Below are 21431 nucleotides of genomic sequence, written 5' to 3'. Positions count from 1 at the left end.
GCGGATAGGGGACGCAATGGGCTGGGCGAGGGCTTCTTGTACGACTGTTTTACTGCGCGATAGTTTTCACCGATACACCACGTTCAACCGGTGTCGAGCGACCGTAGATATCTTCGAAGCGCTCGATATCGTCCTCACCCAAATAGCTGCCCGATTGCACTTCGATGATCTCCAACGGGATCTTGCCCGGGTTGCGCAGGCGGTGCACCGAGGCGATCGGGATGTAGGTGGACTGGTTTTCGCAGAGCAGGAACACGTTGTCGTCACAGGTGACTTCGGCGGTGCCGCTGACCACGATCCAGTGTTCGGCGCGGTGGTGGTGCATCTGCAGCGACAGGCACGCGCCCGGCTTGACCGAGATGTGCTTGACCTGGAAGCGGCCGCCCATGTCCACCGAGTCGTAGGAGCCCCACGGGCGGTAGACTTCGCAGTGGTTCTGGGTCTCGCTGCGGCCTTGTTCGTTGAGGGTGTTGACCATCTGCTTGACGCCCTGGACCTTGTCCTTGTGGGCAATCATCATCGCGTCCTTGGTTTCCACCACCACGATGTTGTCCAGGCCGATCACCGACACCAGTTTGCCGTTGCCATGCACCATGCAGTTGCGGCTGTCCTGGATCACTACATCGCCTTTGCTCACGTTACCGTTGGCGTCTTTATCGTTGACCGCCCACAGCGAAGCCCAGCAGCCCACGTCGCTCCAACCGGCTGCCAGCGGGACTACGCAGGCGCGCTGGGTTTTTTCCATCACGGCGTAGTCGATGGAGTTGTCCGGGCAGCACGCGAACGTGGAGTCGTCAAAGGTCACGGTGTCGGCGGTCTGCTCGCTGCGTTCCAGGGTCAGCACGCAGGTGTCATAGATATCCGGGTCGTGCTTTTTCAGCTCTTCGAGGAAGCGGCTGGCGCGGAACAGGAACATGCCGCTGTTCCAGAAGTAGCCACCGCTTTTGACGAACTCGACCGCACGTTTTTCATCGGGTTTCTCCACGAACTGCTGCACGCGGCTCACGCCTTCAGGCAGCAGCGAGTCGTTGGTGGACTTGATGTAGCCGTAGCCGGTTTCCGGCCGGGTGGCCGGCACGCCGAACAGCACCATCTCGCCACGCTCGGCGGCCACGGTGGCCAGGGCCAGTGCGCGTTGCAGTGCTTTCTGGTCGTCGATCACGTGGTCGGCGGGCAGTACCAGCATCAGCTCGTCACGGCCTTCGTTGACCAGCATCATCGCGGTCAGGGCCACGGCCGGCGCAGTGTTGCGGCCGAAGGGTTCCATCAGGATGCGCTGGCAGTCGAGCTTGCGTGCGCTCAGTTGCTCGTTGACGATGAAACGGTGGTCTTTGTTGCAGACCACGATGGGGGCGTCCATGCCTTCGAACACCAGGCGCTCCAGGGTTTGCTGGAACAAGGTGTGCTCGCCGGTCAGGGCCAGGAACTGCTTGGGGAACTGTTTACGGGAAAGCGGCCAAAGACGTGAGCCGCTACCACCGGAAAGGATTACTGGGATCATGGTGTTTCTCCTTGAATCGATATGGGTCAGAGCTACGAAGGTTTGTCGTTTCACTCTTGTTTTTGTCTCGGTCCTGAGTTGAAACCCGGTCAGTGTGGGAGCTGGCTTGCCTGCGATGGCGCCTACAAGACCGCCATCGCAGGCAAGCCAGCTCCCACAAGGGGGCATGTCAACTCAGGGAAATCGTCAGCGGGTCGACACTGGGCGTTTCACCCACACTGGCGACAGGCTCGAGCCCGAGCCGGTGACATACAGCACCGCCGCTTCACCGCGTTCCAACGCAACCGGCTTCACATCGCCGACTTTCTTGTCACCGTCATACAACGCCAGGCTCACTTTCACCGGGTTGATCTCCCGCTCGCCACGGCCCTTGGCAGCCACCGACTTGACCACATCGGTCTTGCCGTCGGCGGTTTTCAGGGTCAGGGCCTTGTCGCTGAGGTTCTGCACGCGCACCAGGGATTTCTGCTTGTTCTTGAACGGGGGTTCTTCAATCAACTGCGGCTGGCCGCTGCCACTGTTGACCAGGGTGTAGTAGTGGTCGGCAGCCAGCTTGACCGGCAGGGTCTGGCTGCCGACCTTGGCGCTGTAGTCGCCGCCCGGCATGAAGCTGAAGTCGCTGCTGGCCAGTGGCGCAACGTCGCTGAGGTTGGTGCTGCCGACGGTGGCGCTGACCTCCTGGTTGCTGGCGTTGTAGATACGTACAAAGCTGGAGCCTTTTGGTGCAGTCGGGCCATACAGGGCGGCGTCACCGGCAGCGAAGGCCGACAGGGATACGAAGCTCAAGCCCGCTGCGATAGCCAGGGTTTTAGCGAGACGACGAGGAGTAGTAGTGAAAGTCATTGTGAGTTACCTCTCTTTCAGTTTTGCGCCCGGTCGGGCGTCTCGGATTTAGATGTGTTGATTGCCATGTTCTGTTGGCGCGAACCGGCTTGTTTAAGCTGCGCAACCCAGGCTGGGTCGGCATCACCGATTTCGTTGTTAACGGGCAGATAGCGTTCAGGAAACTCCCAGATCAGCACCTGGGGCGGGCTGTTCTTGAAGTCATCACTTTTGAGATAGCTGAGCATCGGCAGGATCGGGCCATGGCCGTCTTCGGCGTAGCTGACCACGTCGCTGTGCAAGGCTTGCTTGAGCGCACCGACGAAGTTCCAGTTGGGGTTGGCGCTGTAGCTGGTGCCGACCAGTGCCACCGGGGTTTCGCTGTCGCTGAACAGCGCGTCATCACCTTTCTCTTCGGCCAGGTGGGTGACGCGTTTTTCCAGCGGCTCTTTGGGCGGCATCAGGTTTTCGAACAGCGGGTCCAGAGGCAGGAACAAACGCAGGTCGCCTTTATGCGGTTCGGTTTTCTCGGCCTCGGTGACAAAACGCTGCGGCTCGCCGCTCAGTGGGGTCTTGTCGGCAATCGCCTTGGCCAATTGCTTGGCGGCGACTTCGGCACCGTCCGGGGTCCAGTGGGTATCGGTACGCAGGAACACCTGCTTGCCGGCGAGCTTGGCCTGTTGCAGGGGGCCGAGCAGGTCTGGCGCCGGGATGTTGTCTGCCGCCACGCGGGCGTGGAAGTCCTGGTACAGGTTGGCGTGGATGCTCGCCGGTTTCACCTCACCCAAGTGCTCCGGGTACAGGCGCACCTTGGCCGGTACGATCGCCATCACCAGTTGGATGCCCTGGGCCTTGAGCTTCTGGCGTACGCCTTCGACCAGCGCGTAGTTGCCTTGCAGGTTCTGGTCTTCGTTGACGGCGGGGTTGAATTCCTCGTCGCTGTACAACCAGTGGTCACGGCCCAGCACCACGCCAGGGCGGCCTTCATTGAACAGCTTGTAGTCCAGCGCTGCCCACAGGTTGGTGCCCAGGCGCTTGATCGGGAACTCGTCGTCGTAGTGAGTCTCGACGGCTTTGGTCCAGCGACCGTTAAGCACCGTGGCATCGGCGTTGGTGCTGAAGCCAAAGAAGCTGCGCAGTGACCAGGCGCCCAGTGCCAGCAGCAGCACCAGGAACAGACTTATGTAGAGGACGCGTAATGAACGGGTCATGGTCGGCTCCCTCAGAATTGGAAGTAAAGGAACGGCGAGAAACTCTGCGCCGACAGTTTGAGAATCGACGCCACGAACAGCAGCAGCACCGCAGCGCGCATGGCGTAGCGTGGCCAGTCAGCGGTCCAGTAGGCCGGTTGCACGGCAGCGTCACGGCCCACGCTGAAACCGGGCTCGTGGATGCTGCCCGGATTGTCGCCGGGTACGGCCTTGATCAGGCTCGGGTCGGCTGGCTTGGCCTTGTCGGCCGGGCGGTTGGTGTAGAAGTCGCGCAGACCGAAAAACGCCAGCGTTGCGTAGGCCACCACCAGGGTTGCCACTTGCAGGCCGGTAAGGTTGGCGCGGTTGAGTTCCGACAACGACCATTCGCTGAAGCTGAACATCGCACCGTACATACGCCCGGCAACGTGCAGGTTTTCGGCGCGGAAGATCACCCAGCCCATCACCACCAGCAGGAAGGTAAAGGCCCAGCGCAGCACATTGAAACTGCGCGGCGCGGTGTTCAGGCCGATGGCTTTTTCAATCGCCAGCCACATGCCGTGCCAGGCGCCCCACACGATGTAGGTGATGTTGGCGCCGTGCCACAGGCCACCGAGCAGCATGGTCAGGAACAGGTTGCGGTAAGTGGTCAGGGTGCCTTTGCGGTTGCCGCCCAAGGTGATGTACAGGTAGTCACGCAGCCAGGTGGACAGGCTGATGTGCCAGCGCCGCCAGAACTCGGTGATCGACTGACTGATGTAGGGTTGCTTGAAGTTTTCCATGAAGCGGAAACCCATCATCAAGCCCAAGCCAATGGCCATGTCGCTGTAGCCGGAGAAGTCGAAGTACAGCTGCGCGGTGTAGGCCAGCGCGCCGAGCCAGGCATCGCCTGTGGTGGGGTTTTGCAGGGCGAAGCAATGGTCGGCCACCACCGCCAGGGTGTCGGCAATAAAGACCTTCTTGATGAAACCCTGCATGAACCGCGTGCAGCCCTCGGAGAATTTATCCAGGGTGTGGGTGCGGTTGTTGAACTGGTCGGCCAGGTCACGAAAGCGCAGCACGGGACCGGCGATCAGGTGCGGGAAGATCGCCACGAACGCCGCAAAGTCGATGAGGTTGCGAGTCGCCGGAGTGTCGCCACGGTACACGTCGATGATGTAGCTGATGGACTCGAAGATGTAGAACGAGATCCCGATCGGCAACAGCACGTGGGTGAGGATGAACGGCTCCAGTCCCGCGGACTTCATCATCACATTGATGCTGTCGACGCCGAAGTTGGCGTACTTGAAATAGCCGAGGATGCACAGGTCGACCGCCACGCCGAGCAACAGCCAGCGCTGCGCCGGCTTGGTGCGCACACCGGCGGCACCGACCTTGAGGCCGATCCAGTAGTTCCACAGCGTGACGGCCGCGAACAGCGCCAGGAAGTCCACTCGCCACCAGGCGTAGAACACGTAGCTGGCAATCAGCAGCAGCAGATTGCGATAGCGTTGCCCGCTTAAGTAGTACAAGCCGAGAAAGATCGGCAAGAACAGAAACAGGAACACATTGGACGAGAAAACCATCCCGATCTCTCCATGTTTAACCAACAGTCAAGGGCCGGAGCCCCCCCAAACCCCCCCACGATTTCGGGGGAGGTTGTGATCGTTCCCACGCTCTGCGTGGGAATGCCTCTTGTGACGCTCTGCGTCACGCTTTGGGACGCAGAGCGTCCCGTGCTGCATTCCCACGCAGAGCGTGGGAACGATCAGCGACTAGCTGCCTTTGTTGCCTTTTTCATGCGCCGGGTCGTAGACCTTGGTCAGGTCGCCGCCCAGGCGGAAGGTCTTGAACGGTTGCATGCCATGCTTGCGTTCGATCACGTCCGGGGCGCAGGTGTAGAGCGTGCAGAAGGGCTCAAGCCAGGCAAATTTCATGTCTTCCTTGAGGTCCTTCATGTCCTGCTCTTTGCCGTTCTTCTGCTCGAAGATGTCCGGGTCTTTCACGCCGGCCAGCACCTTGTCGCCCAGGCGTTTGAGCGCGCTGTTGTTTTCCTGGCGCAGGTCCACGCCGTTGACCAAGGCAAAGCTGGCGATCATCGACAGCGGCGGCAGGGCGTAGTTGTGGTACGACAGGGCGCGTTGCTGGCGCTTCAATTCGTTCGGCAGGAAACCCTGGTCATCGACCTGGTTCACGCCGACCTTGTATTCCTTCACCGCCCAATCAAACAGGTCGCGGCGGTTGGTAGCGATGGACGTTGCCATCACCGACCAGGCTGCCCAGTAAGAGTGGTTGTTGGTTTTTTCCAGGGGCAGGTTGTCCCAGTCGCTCACCACCTGGTCGGCCAGCTTGTTGAACCAGGCTTCGATTTGCTGGGCTTCCTGCGGGTGCTTGGCCAGCGGCTGCGACTCGGAGAACTTCAAGCGCACATAGGCCGAGGCCATGCTGCCCAATGCCCATTTGCGCATGGACTTGCCGGTGTGGTTGAAGTCCTTGGACATCAACGCATCGGCCTTGGCCCACGACACCAGCCAGTTGAGCGTGCATTCGAGTTGCTGCGGGCGACCGTCACGCATGAACTGCATCACGCGCTTGCTGGTGTCTTTTTCCAGCTTGGTGATGTCGGCGGTGCTGTCGCGAAAGGCTTTTTCCGACTGCACATTCAGGGTCGAACGGGCCTTGTCGGAGCCTTCGTACTTGCTGCGAAACTGCAATGGCCCGGTGTAGGGCGTTGGCATGCTGTCGCAATCATTCTTGAAGTCGCCGGTCTTGAACGCTTCGATCGGTGCGAAATAGCCCTGGGGCGGGCGCAACGGCGCGGCCGCATTCACGGAGCCGGCAAACACGGCCAGGCCCAGCAGGGTAGGGAACAATAACTTTTGCATAAGTAACCTCACTTCCCGAGTTGGGCGGTCTGCTGACCACCGCTTGGGAATACGTTGCGTGTGCAAATTTTCGCTTCAACCTTCTGCGCCGCAGCGCCCGCTTCGGGGCCCTGCACTTCCACGGCCAGCAAGTTCTGCGAGGCCCAGTCTTCATCGGTGCGCAGTTCAAAGGCGAAACGCCCGTCTGTATCGGATGTTTCGGGTTTCTCGATCTTGATGTCCTCGTGGCGCCCGTTCATGTACCAGAGGGTGGCTTGCAAGGTTTTCACCGACGGATCGGCGAAGCGGATATCGACCTGATGGTTGGCGTTGCGCAGGTCTTTGTTCGCGCTGTTGACCATCAGTTCGTTTTTGCCCGGTTTGAGCGTGGTGCTGGCCGACATCTGCGCAGTCTTGCCTTCGCAACCGTTGTCCAGCAGCGCCATCATCTGGCGATAGATGGTTTCCTGGTCGAGACGGTACAGCGGCGAGAATTCCCAGATCAGGATCTTCGGCGGGGTTTTCTGGAACTCGTCGCTGCCTAGGTACTGCAGCATCGAGCCTTCCAGGCCACCGCCGGGGAAGGCGACGTTGAGGATGTCGGCACCGATTTCTTCTTCCAGAAAGCCGGCGAAGTTGTAGTTCTTGCCACTGTGGCTGGTGCCCACCAGAGTGATCTGCGGGTTGCCCGAATCGCCGAACAGGTCGCCGTCACCGGCTTCGCCCTTGGGCTCGGTGGTGAACTGGTCCATGTACTGGATCGCATAGCTGGTGCCGCACAGTTGCCCGGCCATGTTGTGCAGGGTGCCGGTCTTGCCCATGCGGCCCGAGCGCTTGGTCTCGAATTCACGCTTGGGAATCTCGGCATATTCCGGCATCTGCTTGACCTTGGCCGCGACGATTTTCGCGGTGCGCTGGGCGCCGTATGGGGTCCAGTGCTGGTCGCCACGGAAGTAGAAATCGTGGGCCGGCAACTCATCCGGCAGTTGCTCGTTGGTCAGCGGCGACAAGTCTGGCACCACGTAGCCCATCTTGGCGAAACGACCGAGCATGGTCTTGTAGTTGGTCAGGGCCTTGTCGAAATCGTACTTGGCCTTTTCCTCAGGGTTGAGCTTGTTGCGGTTCACCAGGCCACGGGTCGGCTGGTAGACCACCACCAGTTCCACGCCCTTGCTCTTGAACGCATCGTGTAGCTGCTGCATGCGCTTGTAGCCGGCCGGGGTGGTGTCGAACTCGGTGCGCAGGTCTTCCTGGGTACGGAACAGCCAGTCGCCCTGGGCTTGCTCCAGGGTGGTGAAGTTCTGCTGGTAGCGCGTGGTGTAGTTCTTCGCGTCATGGGCGGCGGGGCACAGGCTGCAGCAGGGTTCAGCGGTGAAGGTAGGAGCTTTGACTTCATCGGCGCGTACGCCCTGGCTGGCCGCCAGCAGGCCGAGGGTCAGACCCGAGAGGCTCAGCAGTTTGATCATGTGTGGGTGCATAAGGGTCATCCTCAGTCCTGCAATTCGGTCTGGCGTTCGACGGGGTCGATCAGCACGGCTTTCTGCTGGCGCACCAGCAGGTCGAGAATTTCTTCCTGGCGGTCACCCAGGATGCCGGAGAAGCTGATACCGCTGGATTTGGTCGGCGCCAGCATCGACACGCGATACAGCTCGATACTCAACGGCGAGTCGATAGACAGCGGCCCGCTGCCGTTACCCGCCAGTTCACCGCCAACCACGATCAGCGACACCTTGGCATCGAACGGGTCGAGGGCGATGTCGCGGTCGGTGTCGGTCAAGTCCTTGATGTGGCCGTACACGCCGGTCAGCCCGTTGGCCATCGAGGTGTTTTCGTAGAGCTTGATGTTCACGCTGTTACGCACACGAATGCCGTGGCGACGATTGGCGATGACCTTGTTGCCCCACAGCAGGTTGTCACCGCTCTCATAGAGGGTGATGCCGTCGGTGTGGTTGCGGTAGATCTCGTTGTCGGCGATCAGGTTGTTCACGCTGTTACGGTCGATCACCAGGCCCGAAAGCTTGTTGTCATAGCTGCGGTTGTTGAAGATGAAGCTGTCGTTCACTTCCCGGGAAATGATGATGCCGTGCTTCTTCTTGGTGCCGTACACGGTGTTGTCCGCGATGATCAGGCCGTGAGAACGGTCATGGGGGTCAATGCCGTAGACGATGTTGTCTTTGTAGGTATTGCCCTTGATCACAAAGCCTGTGGTCTCGTAGCAGTAGAAGCCGTACCACATGTCCGAGAACTCGGAGTCGATGATCCAACCGGTCGGCTCGGGGCGCTTGAGCACCTTGGCCATGTTCGGCGTGTACTGGGAAATACTCACCCCGTAGGACTTACTGTTGGCGTAGCCGAAGCTGGCCATCTTGGTCTTGGAGATATAGGTCTCGGTGCCGCCCCAGGCCAGCAGGAACGGGCGGAACTCCTTGGCCGACTTGAACAGCGCCGGGCCGTTGGCTTTTTCATCCCAACCGGTGACCTTGGTGTCACGCACGAACAGCTGGCCGTCATTGATCAAAAATGAGCCGGCTTGCTGGGACAGGCGCAGTTCCTGGGTGTTTTTGTCGATATCGAGGATGCCTTTACGGCCCACCACGATCGGCAACTTGGCCAGGAACACGCCCGGCGACGTTTCGCTGAAGTACTGCTTGGGCACCTTGCCCAGCAGGTCCTTGAGGTTCATGTAGCCGTCGTCGACAAAGATCGCCTGGGGAATGCCGTGTTGGCGCACTACCCATTCGGCCATCTTGTTATCGCCGCCGATAAAGTCCTTGAGTGCGTCTTCCTGCATCATGCGGCGGATGCTGATTTTGCCGGCTTTGGCCTTGACGATTTTCTTTTCCATCGCCTGCGCGGTGTAGCCCGACAGGTCGGGCAGCGCCGGCTTGGCCATTTCCAGCGGCGCGGTGGGCGGGCTGGAGATGGTGTAGGTTTTGGCCTGTTGCAGTTCCTTGGCGATGATCGGCGCCTTGGCCGCCGTATCGGCAAACGCTGTGGCGCTGGCCATCAGCATCGCCGCGACGAGTAGGCTTTGAGCATTCATGGCGCAGGCTCCCATCAGAATTTCCAGACCACGTCGACAAACGCGCGGTGCATGTAGGAGTCGACCTGGCTGCCATAGGCATCGCCGGGCTTGAACACGCCGGCACGCAAACGCACCAGGGCTGAAGGCTCGTCGATCGACTGGCTCAGCGCGGCTGGCAGCAAGCCTTTCTTGAAGTACTTGGTGACCACCAGGTCCATTTCTTGGCCGAGGTCTTTCTTGCCGTCTTCCAACGGCAGGGAGGTGCTGGAGAGGATCGCGCCGGTGACGTCATCGGTGTTGTTCTGCACCGCGTCGATACCGTTGCTGCCCACCGGCTTGTTGCCGTCCACGCGCCAGAACTTGTGGTACACCAGGCTGGCGTCATAGTCCTCGCGCAGTTGCCAGGAACCGAACAGGCTCATGGACTGCATGTTGTTCATCTCGCCGCGAAACGCTTCACCGAAGCGATGCACGCGGGACTGGGTGCCGGTCCAGTTCGAACGGTTGCTTTGCAGGCCGTTCTGTTCGTACTCGGCACTGGCGCGCGAGTACGCGGCACCCACTTGCCACTGCGGATCCAGGCGCAGGCGCACGCCGATATCGGTGGCCCAGCCGCTCAGGTCATCGCTGCGCTTGGCGCTGGTGGGGCGTGTGCCGTCGGCGTTCAAGGCGTTGACCTTGTCGCGGTCGCCGCGCATGCCGGTGATGCTTGCCCAGTAGTTGACGGTGTTGGTGTTGCGCCAGTTGTAGGCGTCGCTGTTGGCTTCGATGCCCAGCCAGGTCAGGTCGCCGTTTTCGCGCTTGTCCAACGGGTCGTTGGCGACACCCGGTTCGGCGTAGTCGAGCTTGCCGTCGTCATGGGTGTGGTGGCCGCGCACGCCGATCCACTGGCCCGGCGTCCACTGGTAGGCAGCGTCGGCGTAGAAGTGCTGGCGGTCCTTGTCGACCGGCGACAGTTCCTTGAGGTCGGTGCGGTATTCGCTGAAACGTTCGGCAGCGCCGACATTGGCCTTGAGCAAGGTGGTGTCGAAGGTCCAATTCAACGCTTCGATGTTGGTGTCGCGCCATTGGCCGTCGTCATTGCGCAGGCGCTGGCGGCCGAACTTGAGGATCTCGCCGGGGTAGGGCGTGAAGCCGCTGTAGCCGACCCAGAACTCACGCAGGGCCAGATAGTTTTTCTTGGCCTTGCGGTCGTCGTTGCTCGACTGCTGCTCGGTGGTGTCATCGGCCGACTGTTGCAGGGTGTCGGTCTCGATGATATCGCTGGAAACCACTGCCTGGCCCATGGCGTAGGCGCTCCATGCGCCGCTTTCGCCGTAGATCCAGGGGCGCAGGTCGAGGCCGATGCCGTTGACGTCGCCGCCTTTCTGGGTGCCGAGGTCGCGGTCATCTTCAGACTGCGCGGTGGCTTTGACTTCCAGGCCGAAGTTCTTGGCTTCGGTGAGCGCGGCCAGGGTCGGGCACGACCACAGCAGGGCGAAGGTCAGGCCGATACCGGCCTTGACGAATGGGTTGAGCTTCATAGGGATTCCTCGCCGTCTTCTTGCAGGGCGTGCAGTTGCAGCGTGCTTTGGGCCAGGGTGCCGCGGGCGGCCAGTTCCTGTTGCACCAGGCGTTGGCCTTCGGCGCGTTGCTCAGGCGTCAGCGGCGCTTCGAGCTGGGTGGCCAGGTCATTGGCCTCTGGCGTGTCCTGGGCCTTGGCCAGTTGGCTGAAGACATAGGCGTTCAACGGGTCGGGCTTGGTGCCCTTGCCTTGGGAAAACAGTTGGGCAATGGCGAAGTCGGCGCTGTTCTGGCCGTTGCGCGCTGCGGTCAGCAGGTGGTCGAGGGCTTTTTGCGGGTAGACCTTGCCCAGGTAGCCACGGCGGTAAATCTGGCCGAGGTAGTAATCGGCGGCCACTTCACGGCCCACGGCTTTCTCGAAATGCGCCTCGGCAGCCTTGGCATCGGCCGGCACCCACTTGCCTTCGTAGTAGAGCTTGCCCAGCAGCAATTCGGCGCGTGGCTGGTCGGCGGCACGGCCGTTGTCGAGGTACTTCATCATCTGGTCGACATCGCCCAGTTCGGGGAAGTCGTAGAGCAGTTGCGCCAGGCTGACCCAGGACGCCGGGTAGCCAGGGGCGATTTTTTCCAGCAATGCCTGGGCAGTTTTTTCGTCCGGGGTACCGAGGGTGGCATCGCCGAGTACGCGGGCCACGCTGTCGACGCGCTGCGCAGTCACGGTGCCACGGCTTACGCCTGCTTCCATTTGCTTGAGCAGTTCGGCCTGTTGTTCCGGCTGCTGTTTTTTCTGATAGACCGTGGCCAGTTCCACGTAGCAGATATCGGTGGTGTTCAGCGCGGCTTTGCAGATGCGCTCCACATCATCCAGGTGCTGATCGTAGGTATCCTGGGTGCGATACAGCAGCACCTGGGCCAGGCCGGCCTCCGGGTAACCCGCCGCCTGCCATTGGCTGATCTGCTGTTGGGCATTCACGTTGGGAAAGCTGTGTGGGTATTGCAGGTACAGCATTGCCAGCGGGATCAAGGTATTGCCTTCACCATTGGCAAAGGCTTTTTTCAGCAGGCTTTCGGCTTCATGGTGTTCGGCCTCAGTGGCGTCGGGCTTGGCCGCCAACAGGCGACCCAGGCGTGCCTGGGCACGCGGCGACGTATCTGCCGCCGCACGGTAGGTGGCTTCGGCCTGTTTGATTTGCGCGGGGTCACGGGTGCCGACCTGGATATCGGCCAGGCCCACCTGGGCCTCGCTGTAGCCCAGGTCTGCCAGTTGCTGGTAATTCTGCTGCGCGGTGACGGTGTCGCCGCGCTTGAGGGCTTCGTTGGCCAGGCGCTGGTCGGGCAGGCCGGCGCAACCGGCCAGGCTGATTGCTAGGGCGATCAACGCTACCGAACCAATGTGGGCACTGCCTTTGTGGCGAGGGAGCTTGCTCCCGCTGGGGTGCGCAGCGCCCCCAAAAGCCGGCTCCAGCTGCGCTGTCGAGCGGGAGCAAGCTCCCTCGCCACAGCAAGCCCGCTCCCACAGGGATTGTGGTGTTTTTGAGAGAGTCATCACAGGCATGTCCTCGCTTACAGACCGTGAGCCATGGCTTTGTCGATCAGCCAGTTCAGCGATGGGCCACGGTCGCTGGTGACTTCCACCGGGCGGCCGGCGTAGGTGCTGTCCAGCGGTGCATCAGGCTTGATCTGCACGCGGATGTCGGAGGACAGGTCGGCGCTGTTCAGGCTGGTGCTGCTGACGATGGTGCCGGTGCGAACCTGTTCTTCATCGGCGACCTGAAAGCTCACCGGCGTACCTGGGCGTACATCGCCAAACTGGCGGTAGGTGAAGCGGGCTTCAACGTTAGCCTGGCTGCCACGCGGCACCAGTTGGAAGATCACATCGCCCTTGCTGGCGTACTGGCCGTCGGCGACCAGTTGCTGGGCCACCACGCAATCGCACGGCGAAGTCAGGGTGCCTGTCATTTGCTTGCCGAACAGTTCTTCGACCTTGGCCGGTTGCAACTGGTCTTCGTCCAGGTGGCCCTTGAGCACGTCGAGCATGCTGGTGCTGAATGTCGCCAGCGGCGCGCCCTTGGCTGCTACCGAATCACCCTTGAGCAGGCTTTGCACGGTGCCGTCACGGGGCATGGTCACGTTCATGCCCGGTACGCTGACGAGGCCGGCCTGGGCGTGGCTGACGAAGTACATGCCGTAGAGCGACTTGACCACAAAACCGAAGGCCGCCAGGCCGACCAAAAAGATCGCCAGGCTGAAGGTCACGGCGCGCAGGCGACCGAACGCAGTCATGCCGCTGCCGCCGTCCTTGACCTTGCGTGCCTTGGTGAAGTTGTCGCGTTGCAGGGTCGCGAGTACGTCGCCCATGGTCACGATGTCGCCGGACAGGTGCGAGGTGATCAGGTGACGCAGGGTGGAAATATCCTGGGCATCGAGGTTCTGGAACTGGCAACCGGTGCGGCCGGTCTGGCGGTCGTAGGAGCGAATCTGCAGCTCCACGTCCATGGCCAGGCCGAGGTTATCGATCACGAACTGCAGGCGACCCTTGTGCACTTGGCCGATGGTGAGCGGCTGGGTGGCGGTGAAAGCCAGGCCGCCGGCGGACAGGTCGATAACCTTTGCTTCGGTCGGCGTGCGGTCGCTGTTGAAGAAGCGCAGCTTGGCCGGGATTTTCACCCGGGCGTGTTGGCGCTGGGCTTCGGATTCGTGGACAACGTTGGCGTTTACTTGGCTATTCATCGGGTGTAATTCCTAGGTTAATTCAGGCTTGGCAGGGTCAGACCATCATCAGCAACACGGCAACGAAGATGCTGCCGGCGGAGAAGGTCATGGTCCGAGACGACCAGGTGTTGAACCAACGTTGAAAGCTGGCCAAATCGCGGGTCAGTTTGGTGTCCTGGCGGGTCCAGGACTGTTGATCAAGGCGGAAGAACACGTAGATCTTCACCAACGCGCCCATGATCTGGTTGTAATAGAGAATCAGCGGGTAGGCCGGGCCGATCTTGTGGCCGGAGCACGACAGCAGCAGGGTGAGGATCAGGCGGGTGATGCCGATCCACAGCAGGTAGGCGAGGATGAACGCGCCGCCGTACTTGAAGGTGGCGATCATGGCCACGGTCAGGCCGAGCAGGGAGGTCCACATCGATACGCGTTGGTCGAACAGCACCACGCTGGTGAACAGGCCGAGGCGACGCACGCCCAGGCCCAGGGCACGGGAGTTCTGGCGCAGGTTGTTGCCGTACCAGCGGAACATCAGCTTGCGGCTGGCCTTGATAAAGCTCTTTTCCGGCGGGTGTTCCACGGTGTTGATGGCGGCGTCCGGCACGTAGAAGGTGTCGTAGCCCAGGCGCATCAGGCTGAACCAGCTGGACTTGTCATCCCCGGTGAGGAACTTGAAGCGGCCCAGGCGCCAGTGTTGCAGCGAGTCGCTTTCCACGTCGGCGATAAAGCCCGGGTCAGTCACTACGCTGGCGCGGAATACCGACATGCGCCCGGTCATGGTCAGCACGCGCTTGGACAGGGCCATGGAGCACATGTTGATGTGGCGTTGGGCGAAGCGCAGTTTGTGCCATTCGCTCATGATGTAGCCGCCGCGCACTTCGCAGAATTCGTTGGTGGTCAGGCCGCCGACATTGCCGAACAGCTGGAACCACGGCACGGTCTTGCGCACTACGCCTTCGGCCAGCACGGTGTCGCCATCGATCACGGCAACCACGGCGCGGTCGTCCGGCAGGTGACGCGAGATGGCGCGAAAACCGAAGGCCAGGCCGTCACGCTTGCCGGTACCGGCGATACGCACGAAGTCGAGCTTGACGTGAGCCGGCGGGTTCATCTTTTCCCAGAGGCTTTTCACCAGCAGCTCATCGGACATTTCCACCAGCGAGCACACCACGGTGGTGGGGAAGCCGCAGTCGATGGCTTCGCGAATCACCGAGCTGTAGACCTGTGCGGTGGTCAGCGCATCGATACGAAAACTGGTGACCATCAGGAACACATGGGACGGGTCGGCGGCCTTGCCCAGCTTGCGCACTTTGCGGCGCAGGTGCGGGTACACCACGTACAGGAACAGCATGCCGCGAAAGAAATGCGTCGCGCCCATCGAGTAGCGCCAGATACCCACGGCACCAATCAGGAAAATAAAATTCTTCGATTGCGAATCGAAGGTGCTGGCTGGCAGAGCCAGAGCTAGAAGCGCTAAAAGCCCCAGAAATAGTAGCCAGCCAGTCGCTTGGTTTAACCGTTGCATATTCGCGTCCGTCACAGAGAAGTCGGGCGGCAAGCCACAAGCTACAAGCCGAAAACCAGCGCTTCTAACTTGCAGCTTGCCGCTTGAAACTAGCCGCTGCTCCTTACCAACAAATACCTTCGGTACGGCCGCTCACGCTGGTGGCCTTGGACATGAAGCCCACCAGGTCGACCACTTGCTTGCCGTGCGGGGCTTCGTGCGCAAGGGCGCGGAACTTCTCGTCACGGTTACCGAGGATGATCACGTCGGAGTTGTTGATCACTTCGTCGAAGTCCGAGTTGAGCAGGGACGACACGTGCGGGATCTTGCCTTCGATGTAGTCCTTGTTCGCGCCGTGCATACGGGCGTACTCGACGTTGCTGTCATAGATGCTCAGGTCGTAGCCCTTGCCGATCAGCATTTCCGCCAGTTCTACCAATGGGCTTTCACGCAGGTCATCGGTACCGGCCTTGAAGCTCAGGCCCAGCAGGGCGACTTTGCGCTTGTCGTGGCTGGAGACGATGTCGAAGGCGTTCTGCACCTGGGATTCGTTGCTGCGCATCAGCGAGTTGAGCAACGGTGCTTCCACGTCCAGGGAGCCGGCGCGGTAGGTCAGGGCACGCACGTCTTTTGGCAGGCACGAACCGCCGAAAGCGAAGCCTGGGCGCATGTAGTACTGGGACAGGTTGAGGGTCTTGTCCTGGCAGACCACTTCCATCACTTCACGACCGTCAACGCCGACGGCCTTGGCGATGTTGCCGATCTCGTTGGCGAAGGTGACTTTGGTGGCGTGCCATACGTTGCAGGTGTACTTGATCATCTCGGCAACGGCGATGTCCTTGCGGATGATCGGCGCGTCGAGTTCTTCGTACAGCGACTGCAGGACGTCGCCGGAGGCTTTGTCGAACTCGCCGATAACGGTCATCGGTGGCAGGTCGTAGTCGGCGATGGCGGTGGATTCACGCAGGAATTCCGGGTTGACCGCGACGCCGAAATCAACACCGGCTTTCTTGCCGGAGCAGTCTTCGAGGATCGGGATTACCACGTTGGCCACGGTGCCCGGCAGTACGGTGCTGCGCACCACGACGGTGTGGCGGGTGGTCTTGTCACGCAGTACAAAACCGATCTCGCGGCATACCGACTCGATGTAGTTCAGTTCCAGGTCGCCGTTCTTCTTGCTCGGCGTACCGACGCAGATCATCGACAGGTCGGTGTCGCGGATGGCTTCGGCGAAGTTGGTGGTACCGCGCAGTCGACCGGTTGCGATGCCTTGGCTCAACAGTTCGCCCAGACCCGGTTCAACGATGGGGGATTTACCCGCATTGATCAGGTCGATCTTGTCCTTGGAGATGTCTACGCCGACCACTTCATGGCCACGGGCAGACAGGCAACCGGCACACACGGCGCCAACGTAACCCAAACCAAATATGCTGATGCGCATCGCAATTACCTCTATGTTTAAATCATGCCATTAGATGGCCGGAGTTCATGTTTGCAAGCGTCACTGATGCCGCGAAAGTTAGGCGAATAGACGCCGACTTACCGCGTGCAGGCATGTTAAATAGCGAGTGACTAACTATTGCACTCAAGTTGTGCGCAACGTGGCCTTGTTATTGGGGCTTGCCCTGAAATGCAGCCGGTTTTCCATGGCGGAAGGGTCCGGTGCCAGTGCCACAGGGCTTTGATACGGGCGAGAAGCCTTTTGATATCAATGCCTTGGGTTTTAACACTGGCTCATTTAGGTCAGCGCTGCCTTGGCCTTTGGGGGGTTGGCAATGAGTCCTTATCGCCGCCCTCAACTCAATCAGTTGATGATATGACCCTCGAGCCAAAGTGCTTTATGACAACTTGGCTACTTCCATTGGTCGGTATGTAAGTCATCTCTTACGTAAACAGAGAATTTCGTTACCGGTGGTATGAGCGGTGCTTCAGGACGAAGTTCCGGGCCGCTCATCCCCTTTCCGGAAATTTTTTGAAATATTAGAAAAGATGGCACTAGTACTATATTGATAGCACTTGCTATTTAGGCCAGTAGTTGTGGGGAGTTGGTGCGAGAGGATAGTTTTGTGCCACTACCGTTAAAAAAAAGTGGTGCCACTACGAAAAAAACCGACGAGTGTCGAGTGAAGAAATTGTTAGAGATGTGTCTTGATATTTTTTGACGTCAAATAAATGACGATTGGTGGGGTGAAATGCAGGCAAAAAATGTGGGAGCTGGCTTGCCTGCGATAGCGGTGTATCAGCGACATGTGAGTCGGCTGACCCTCCGCTATCGCAGGCAAGCCAGCTCCCACAGTTGATGTTGGTGGCTGTACAGGCCTTATTCCGGTGCGTGATCGCGCAAAAACACCAGGTTATCCGGCTTGGACTGCTCCGCATTGAAGCGATAGCCCTGTACATCGAACTGCTTGAGCTGGGCCGGATCGTTGATGCGTTCTTCAATCACAAACCGGCTCATCATGCCCCGAGCTTTTTTCGCGTAGAAGCTGATGATCTTGTACTGGCCGTTCTTCAGGTCCTTGAACTCGGTATTGATGATCCGCGCGTTCAAGGCCGTGCGCTTGACCGCCGAAAAATACTCATTGGACGCCAGGTTGAGCAGCACATCGTCGCCTTGCTCGGCCAGGGCTTCATTCAACCATTCGCTGATGCGTGTGCCCCAGAACGCGTAAAGGTCCTTGCCGCGGGCGTTGGCCAGCTTGGTGCCCATCTCCAGGCGATACGGCATCATCAGGTCCAGCGGACGCAGCAGGCCGTACAGGCCCGAGAGCATACGCAGATGGTCCTGGGCATAGCTGAAATCGGCCTCGCTGAAAGTCTCGGCATTCAGGCCGGTATACACATCGCCCTTGAACGCCAGCAGCGCCTGCTTGGCGTTGGCCGGAGTGAAGGCCGGCGTCCAACTGCCGAAACGCGCGGCGTTGAGGCCACCGATCTTGTCGGAGACGTGCATCAACTCACTGATTTGCGCCGGGCTCAGTTCGCGCAGTTGCTCGATCAGTTCCTGGGAGTGGTCCAGGTACTGCGGCTGGGTGAAGCGCGCTGTGACCGGCTTGGACTCGAAGTCGAGGGTTTTGGCGGGGGAAATCACCATCAGCATGAAGTTGGCTCCTGGAATCGTGGGGGGATTCTAGGGGGTTGGAGCGTTCGACTCCACCTATCAAGCCGATAGGCCCCGGTTTTTGTAGGAGCGAGCTTGCTCGCGAAAGTCGTCAACGAGAATGCTGGCAGACTGAATAGACGCGGTGCCCGGACGTTTTTCGCGAGCGAGCTCGCTCCTACACAAAAAGGGCGGACCAGTCCGCTATGATGGGCGGTAACTCTGTAGAGGGAGACCTCGTGTGCGATTAGCGCTTTTATTGTCCGCTTGCCTGCTGTGCCTGAATGCCCACGCCGCGCCGGTGGATGTCGCCAGCCTGGACCGTGGTACCTGGCCGGAAAAACTCGCCAGCCCGGCGCTGTTCGATGTGGCTTCGCGTGCGGAGATCCTGATGTTCGCCCACGGCCTGCTCGCCAGCGAAGCCCTGGACGACGCGGCGCTCAAGCAACGCCTGGGGCTTAAGATCATCAACCTGGCCGCCATCGGCGATCTGCGTCGCCAGCTCTGGCAACGGCTGTTGGAGAACTACACATTCGCCCAGCAGAGCTGCGAAGAAGACGCCTCGTTCTGCTACCTGGTGGAAAACATGGACGACCTGCGTGAGCAGGCCGGCAAGTTCGAGGTCAGTGACAACTCTTTCTATATAGGCTGGGCCGCCCCCAGCCGGCACTTTCACGAACGCTATCTGGACGAGTTGTTGCGCAAGGCCGCGCTGTTTCCGCAGATCAGCAGTGAAGTGGCGCGCTTTGGCGATCATGAGCGCAACGGTGATGAACTCAATGACCGGATGTTTTTACTGACCTTCGACGGTGGCCCTGCACCTGTCAGCGGCAATACCGACTGGCTCACCGATTACCTGCGCAAGCAAAAGATGAACGCGACGTTCTTTGTCCTTGGCAGCAGCTTGCAAACCCGTGTGGAGCGCAGTTCGGCCGCCGATGTGCAGGCGCTGTACCAAGGGCAGTGCGTGGGGCTTCAGGGCTGGCAGTACCGCTCCCACAGCCATTGGGTCGACTGGCAAAGCTCCATCACCCGCAGTGCCGGGCTGGTACAGAACCTGATGCCGGAAAACTATGTGCCCTTGTTCCGCCCGCCGTATGGGCAGCGCCGCGCGGACAGCCAGGGATTCTTCCAGCAACAGGGCCTGCAAGTGGCGTTATGGGACATCGACTCCCAGGACGAGCCGGGCAAGCTCAAGGCCGATGAGTCGGCGCAACGGGTGCTGACATTGATGCTGCTGTGGCGCAAAGGCGTGATCGTGTTTCACGACACCCAGGACAAGGCGCGGGTGGCATTGCCGGTGGTGTTGCAGGCTACGGCGCAGAGTGGCTTGGGTTGGCAGGAGTGTCGCGAGGCATTTCGATGAAGTGCCCGGCTTTGCTGGGGGTGGGGTGTTTTCGGGGCGATTTGCTGCGACATTTCGATGCAGGCGGACTTCCGACTTTAACGGGGTACATGGCACTCGGCTAGTGCTATTCGTCATCCTGAAAAATAAACTTCAAAAAAGCGTCAAAGTGCTTTTTCCTGTCATGGGTTTTGCGGTATTACGAAGTCAGACCGCCGAAACCTGCAACACAGGTGGCGTCTTCCAAGACTCCGCATGTGGGCATTGCACTTGACGTCCCTCAGGTGCACTCGGTGGTCGAATCGAGGCGCAGCACCGCCCAGGTATTGCGTCGAATGGCTCCCACAAAGGTGACCGAGTATGGATGATCATGGACGTAACCCTTCTTCCGACCAGCCAATCCTTTATGTGCTTGATACCAACGTATTGATCCACGATCCAAACGCACTGCTGAACTTCGAAGAACACCACGTCGCCATCCCAATGATCGTGCTTGAGGAGCTCGACAAACTCAAAAGCGGCCACCACAGCGTTGCCGCCGAATGCCGCCAGGCCATCCGTCTGATCGACAAGACCCTGGGTGAAGCTTCGCCCGAGGACGTTGAAGTCGGCGTGCCCATCCAGCGTGGCAAGAGCGGGCCCAAGGGTTTGCTGTCGATCCTGATGAGCAAGCGCAGCGAGCCCAACAGCCTGCTGCCGGAAAACCTGAACGACAACAAAATCATCAACCAATTGATTGACCTGCACGCCCGCGACAAGGACCTGCGCGTGGTGCTGGTGACCAAAGACATCAATATGCGCCTCAAGGCACGAGCGTGTGGGATCGCTGCCGAGGACTACAGCACCGACCAACTGGTCGACGACGTGTCGATGCTCTCGCGTGGTTATCACATGATGACCGGCTCGTTCTGGGACCGTGTCAGCAAGGTCGAAACCCGTCAGGACCACGGCCGCACCTGGCACCAGGTACAGCTGATCGACAACCTGCCGGCCGTGCATATCAATGAGTTCATCGTCGACGAACAGGGCTTCGTGGGCTGGATCAAAGAGATCCAGGTCGACAAGCTGCTGATCCTCGACCTGCATCAGGAACCCCTGTTGCACCAGGAAGCCTGGGGCCTGAAACCGCGTGATATCTACCAGAGCCTGGCGCTGTATGCGCTACTCGATCCGGACATTCACCTAGTCAACCTGACGGGCGCCGCAGGTTCGGGCAAAACCATCCTCGCCCTGGCCGCCGCCATCGAACAGACCATGGTGACCAAACGCTATCGCCGCATCATCGCCACCCGCAGCGTGCAGGGCCTGGACCAGGAAATCGGTTTCCTGCCCGGTACCGAGGCGGAAAAAATGGAGCCGTGGCTGGGGGCGATTACCGACAACCTCGAAGCCTTGCACATGGATGACGAAAACACCCATGGCAGCGTCGACTACATCCTCAGCAAAGTGCCGTTGCAGTTCAAATCCCTCAACTACATCCGAGGTCGCAGCTTCCAGCAAAGCCTGATTCTGATTGATGAATGCCAGAACCTTACGCCGCACCAGATGAAAACCATCATCACCCGTGCCGGCGCCGGTTCCAAAGTGGTGTGCCTGGGCAACCTGGCGCAGATCGACACCCCTTACCTGTCCGCGACCAGCTCCGGGCTGACTTACCTGACGGAACGCTTCAAGGACTTCCCGAACGGCGTGCACATTGCGCTGCAAGGGGTGCCACGTTCGATCCTGGCTGAATACGCCGAGTCCCACCTGTAACTACGCTGAAACCGCTGCGAAAAACCCCGGATTTTTCACGAAATCCGGGTTTTTTTGTTCTGTGCGACATTTGCCTGCGTTAACGCGTCCTGGGTGCCTGTGTTCTCTGTAATCATTTTGTTACATTTTTT

The 21431-nt window shown here is 60.0% G+C and carries 15 protein-coding genes; 2 read left to right on the top strand and 13 right to left on the bottom strand.

Features of this window, described 5'->3' with window-relative positions:
• Positions 1-49: 49 nt before the first annotated feature.
• From HU730_RS07670 to yaaA, 13 genes are all read right to left on the bottom strand, one after another.
• Entirely contained in the window at positions 50-1501 is a 1452-nt protein-coding gene (locus tag HU730_RS07670) for a mannose-1-phosphate guanylyltransferase/mannose-6-phosphate isomerase (RefSeq protein ID WP_034128771.1), read from the bottom strand.
• A 186-nt stretch (positions 1502-1687) separates the two neighbouring features.
• A complete protein-coding gene (locus HU730_RS07665; RefSeq protein ID WP_032893493.1) occupies positions 1688-2344 on the bottom strand; it encodes an alginate O-acetyltransferase AlgF in 657 nt (218 codons plus the stop codon).
• Between the two features lie 17 nt (positions 2345-2361).
• The gene (locus tag HU730_RS07660; protein ID WP_054921024.1) at positions 2362-3534 is read right to left on the bottom strand and encodes an alginate O-acetyltransferase; all 1173 of its coding nucleotides are present in this window, start codon (positions 3532-3534) and stop codon (positions 2362-2364) included.
• A gap of 11 nt (positions 3535-3545) precedes the next feature.
• On the bottom strand, positions 3546-5078 hold the full coding sequence (locus tag HU730_RS07655; RefSeq protein ID WP_003188730.1) for an MBOAT family protein: 1533 nt from the start codon (positions 5076-5078) through the stop codon (positions 3546-3548).
• A gap of 189 nt (positions 5079-5267) precedes the next feature.
• Positions 5268-6377 carry a mannuronate-specific alginate lyase gene (locus tag HU730_RS07650; protein WP_186527690.1) on the bottom strand — a complete coding sequence of 370 codons (1110 nt, stop codon included), beginning with the start codon at positions 6375-6377 and terminating at the stop codon, positions 5268-5270.
• Positions 6378-6385: 8 nt separating this feature from the next.
• Complete coding sequence (locus HU730_RS07645) at positions 6386-7834, bottom strand: alginate O-acetyltransferase (RefSeq protein WP_186527689.1); 1449 nt, start codon at positions 7832-7834, stop codon at positions 6386-6388.
• An 11-nt stretch (positions 7835-7845) separates the two neighbouring features.
• Positions 7846-9414 carry a mannuronan 5-epimerase AlgG gene (algG, locus tag HU730_RS07640; protein ID WP_186527688.1) on the bottom strand — a complete coding sequence of 523 codons (1569 nt, stop codon included), beginning with the start codon at positions 9412-9414 and terminating at the stop codon, positions 7846-7848.
• Positions 9414-10904 (bottom strand): alginate export family protein, encoded by a 1491-nt coding sequence (locus HU730_RS07635; protein WP_034128776.1) that lies wholly within the window; start codon positions 10902-10904, stop codon positions 9414-9416. Before HU730_RS07635 ends, algG begins: the two co-directional genes overlap by 1 nt.
• On the bottom strand, positions 10901-12439 hold the full coding sequence (algK, locus tag HU730_RS07630; protein ID WP_254914020.1) for an alginate biosynthesis TPR repeat lipoprotein AlgK: 1539 nt from the start codon (positions 12437-12439) through the stop codon (positions 10901-10903). Before algK ends, HU730_RS07635 begins: the two co-directional genes overlap by 4 nt.
• A gap of 8 nt (positions 12440-12447) precedes the next feature.
• Positions 12448-13614, bottom strand: a complete 1167-nt coding sequence (locus HU730_RS07625; protein WP_034128707.1) for an alginate biosynthesis protein Alg44 — start codon at positions 13612-13614, stop codon at positions 12448-12450.
• 37 nt (positions 13615-13651) lie between these two features.
• On the bottom strand, positions 13652-15121 hold the full coding sequence (alg8, locus tag HU730_RS07620) for a mannuronan synthase (RefSeq protein ID WP_034128706.1): 1470 nt from the start codon (positions 15119-15121) through the stop codon (positions 13652-13654).
• A 103-nt stretch (positions 15122-15224) separates the two neighbouring features.
• The gene (locus HU730_RS07615) at positions 15225-16541 is read right to left on the bottom strand and encodes a nucleotide sugar dehydrogenase (RefSeq protein WP_034128705.1); all 1317 of its coding nucleotides are present in this window, start codon (positions 16539-16541) and stop codon (positions 15225-15227) included.
• Between the two features lie 879 nt (positions 16542-17420).
• Positions 17421-18200 (bottom strand): peroxide stress protein YaaA, encoded by a 780-nt coding sequence (gene yaaA / locus HU730_RS07610; RefSeq protein WP_034128704.1) that lies wholly within the window; start codon positions 18198-18200, stop codon positions 17421-17423.
• Between the two features lie 241 nt (positions 18201-18441).
• Between yaaA and HU730_RS07605 the strand changes: the two genes are divergently transcribed.
• Entirely contained in the window at positions 18442-19566 is a 1125-nt protein-coding gene (locus HU730_RS07605; RefSeq protein ID WP_034128703.1) for a polysaccharide deacetylase family protein, read from the top strand.
• A 339-nt stretch (positions 19567-19905) separates the two neighbouring features.
• A complete protein-coding gene (locus tag HU730_RS07600) occupies positions 19906-21300 on the top strand; it encodes a PhoH family protein (protein WP_005785025.1) in 1395 nt (464 codons plus the stop codon).
• Positions 21301-21431: the final 131 nt, after the last annotated feature.

This window comes from Pseudomonas sp. SWRI22 (genome assembly GCF_014268395.2).
In the GTDB taxonomy this organism is placed as follows: Bacteria; Pseudomonadota; Gammaproteobacteria; order Pseudomonadales; family Pseudomonadaceae; genus Aquipseudomonas; species Aquipseudomonas paracarnis.
The sequence above is the reverse complement of the archived record's forward strand: the minus strand, read 5'-3'. Positions and strand labels throughout refer to the sequence as shown.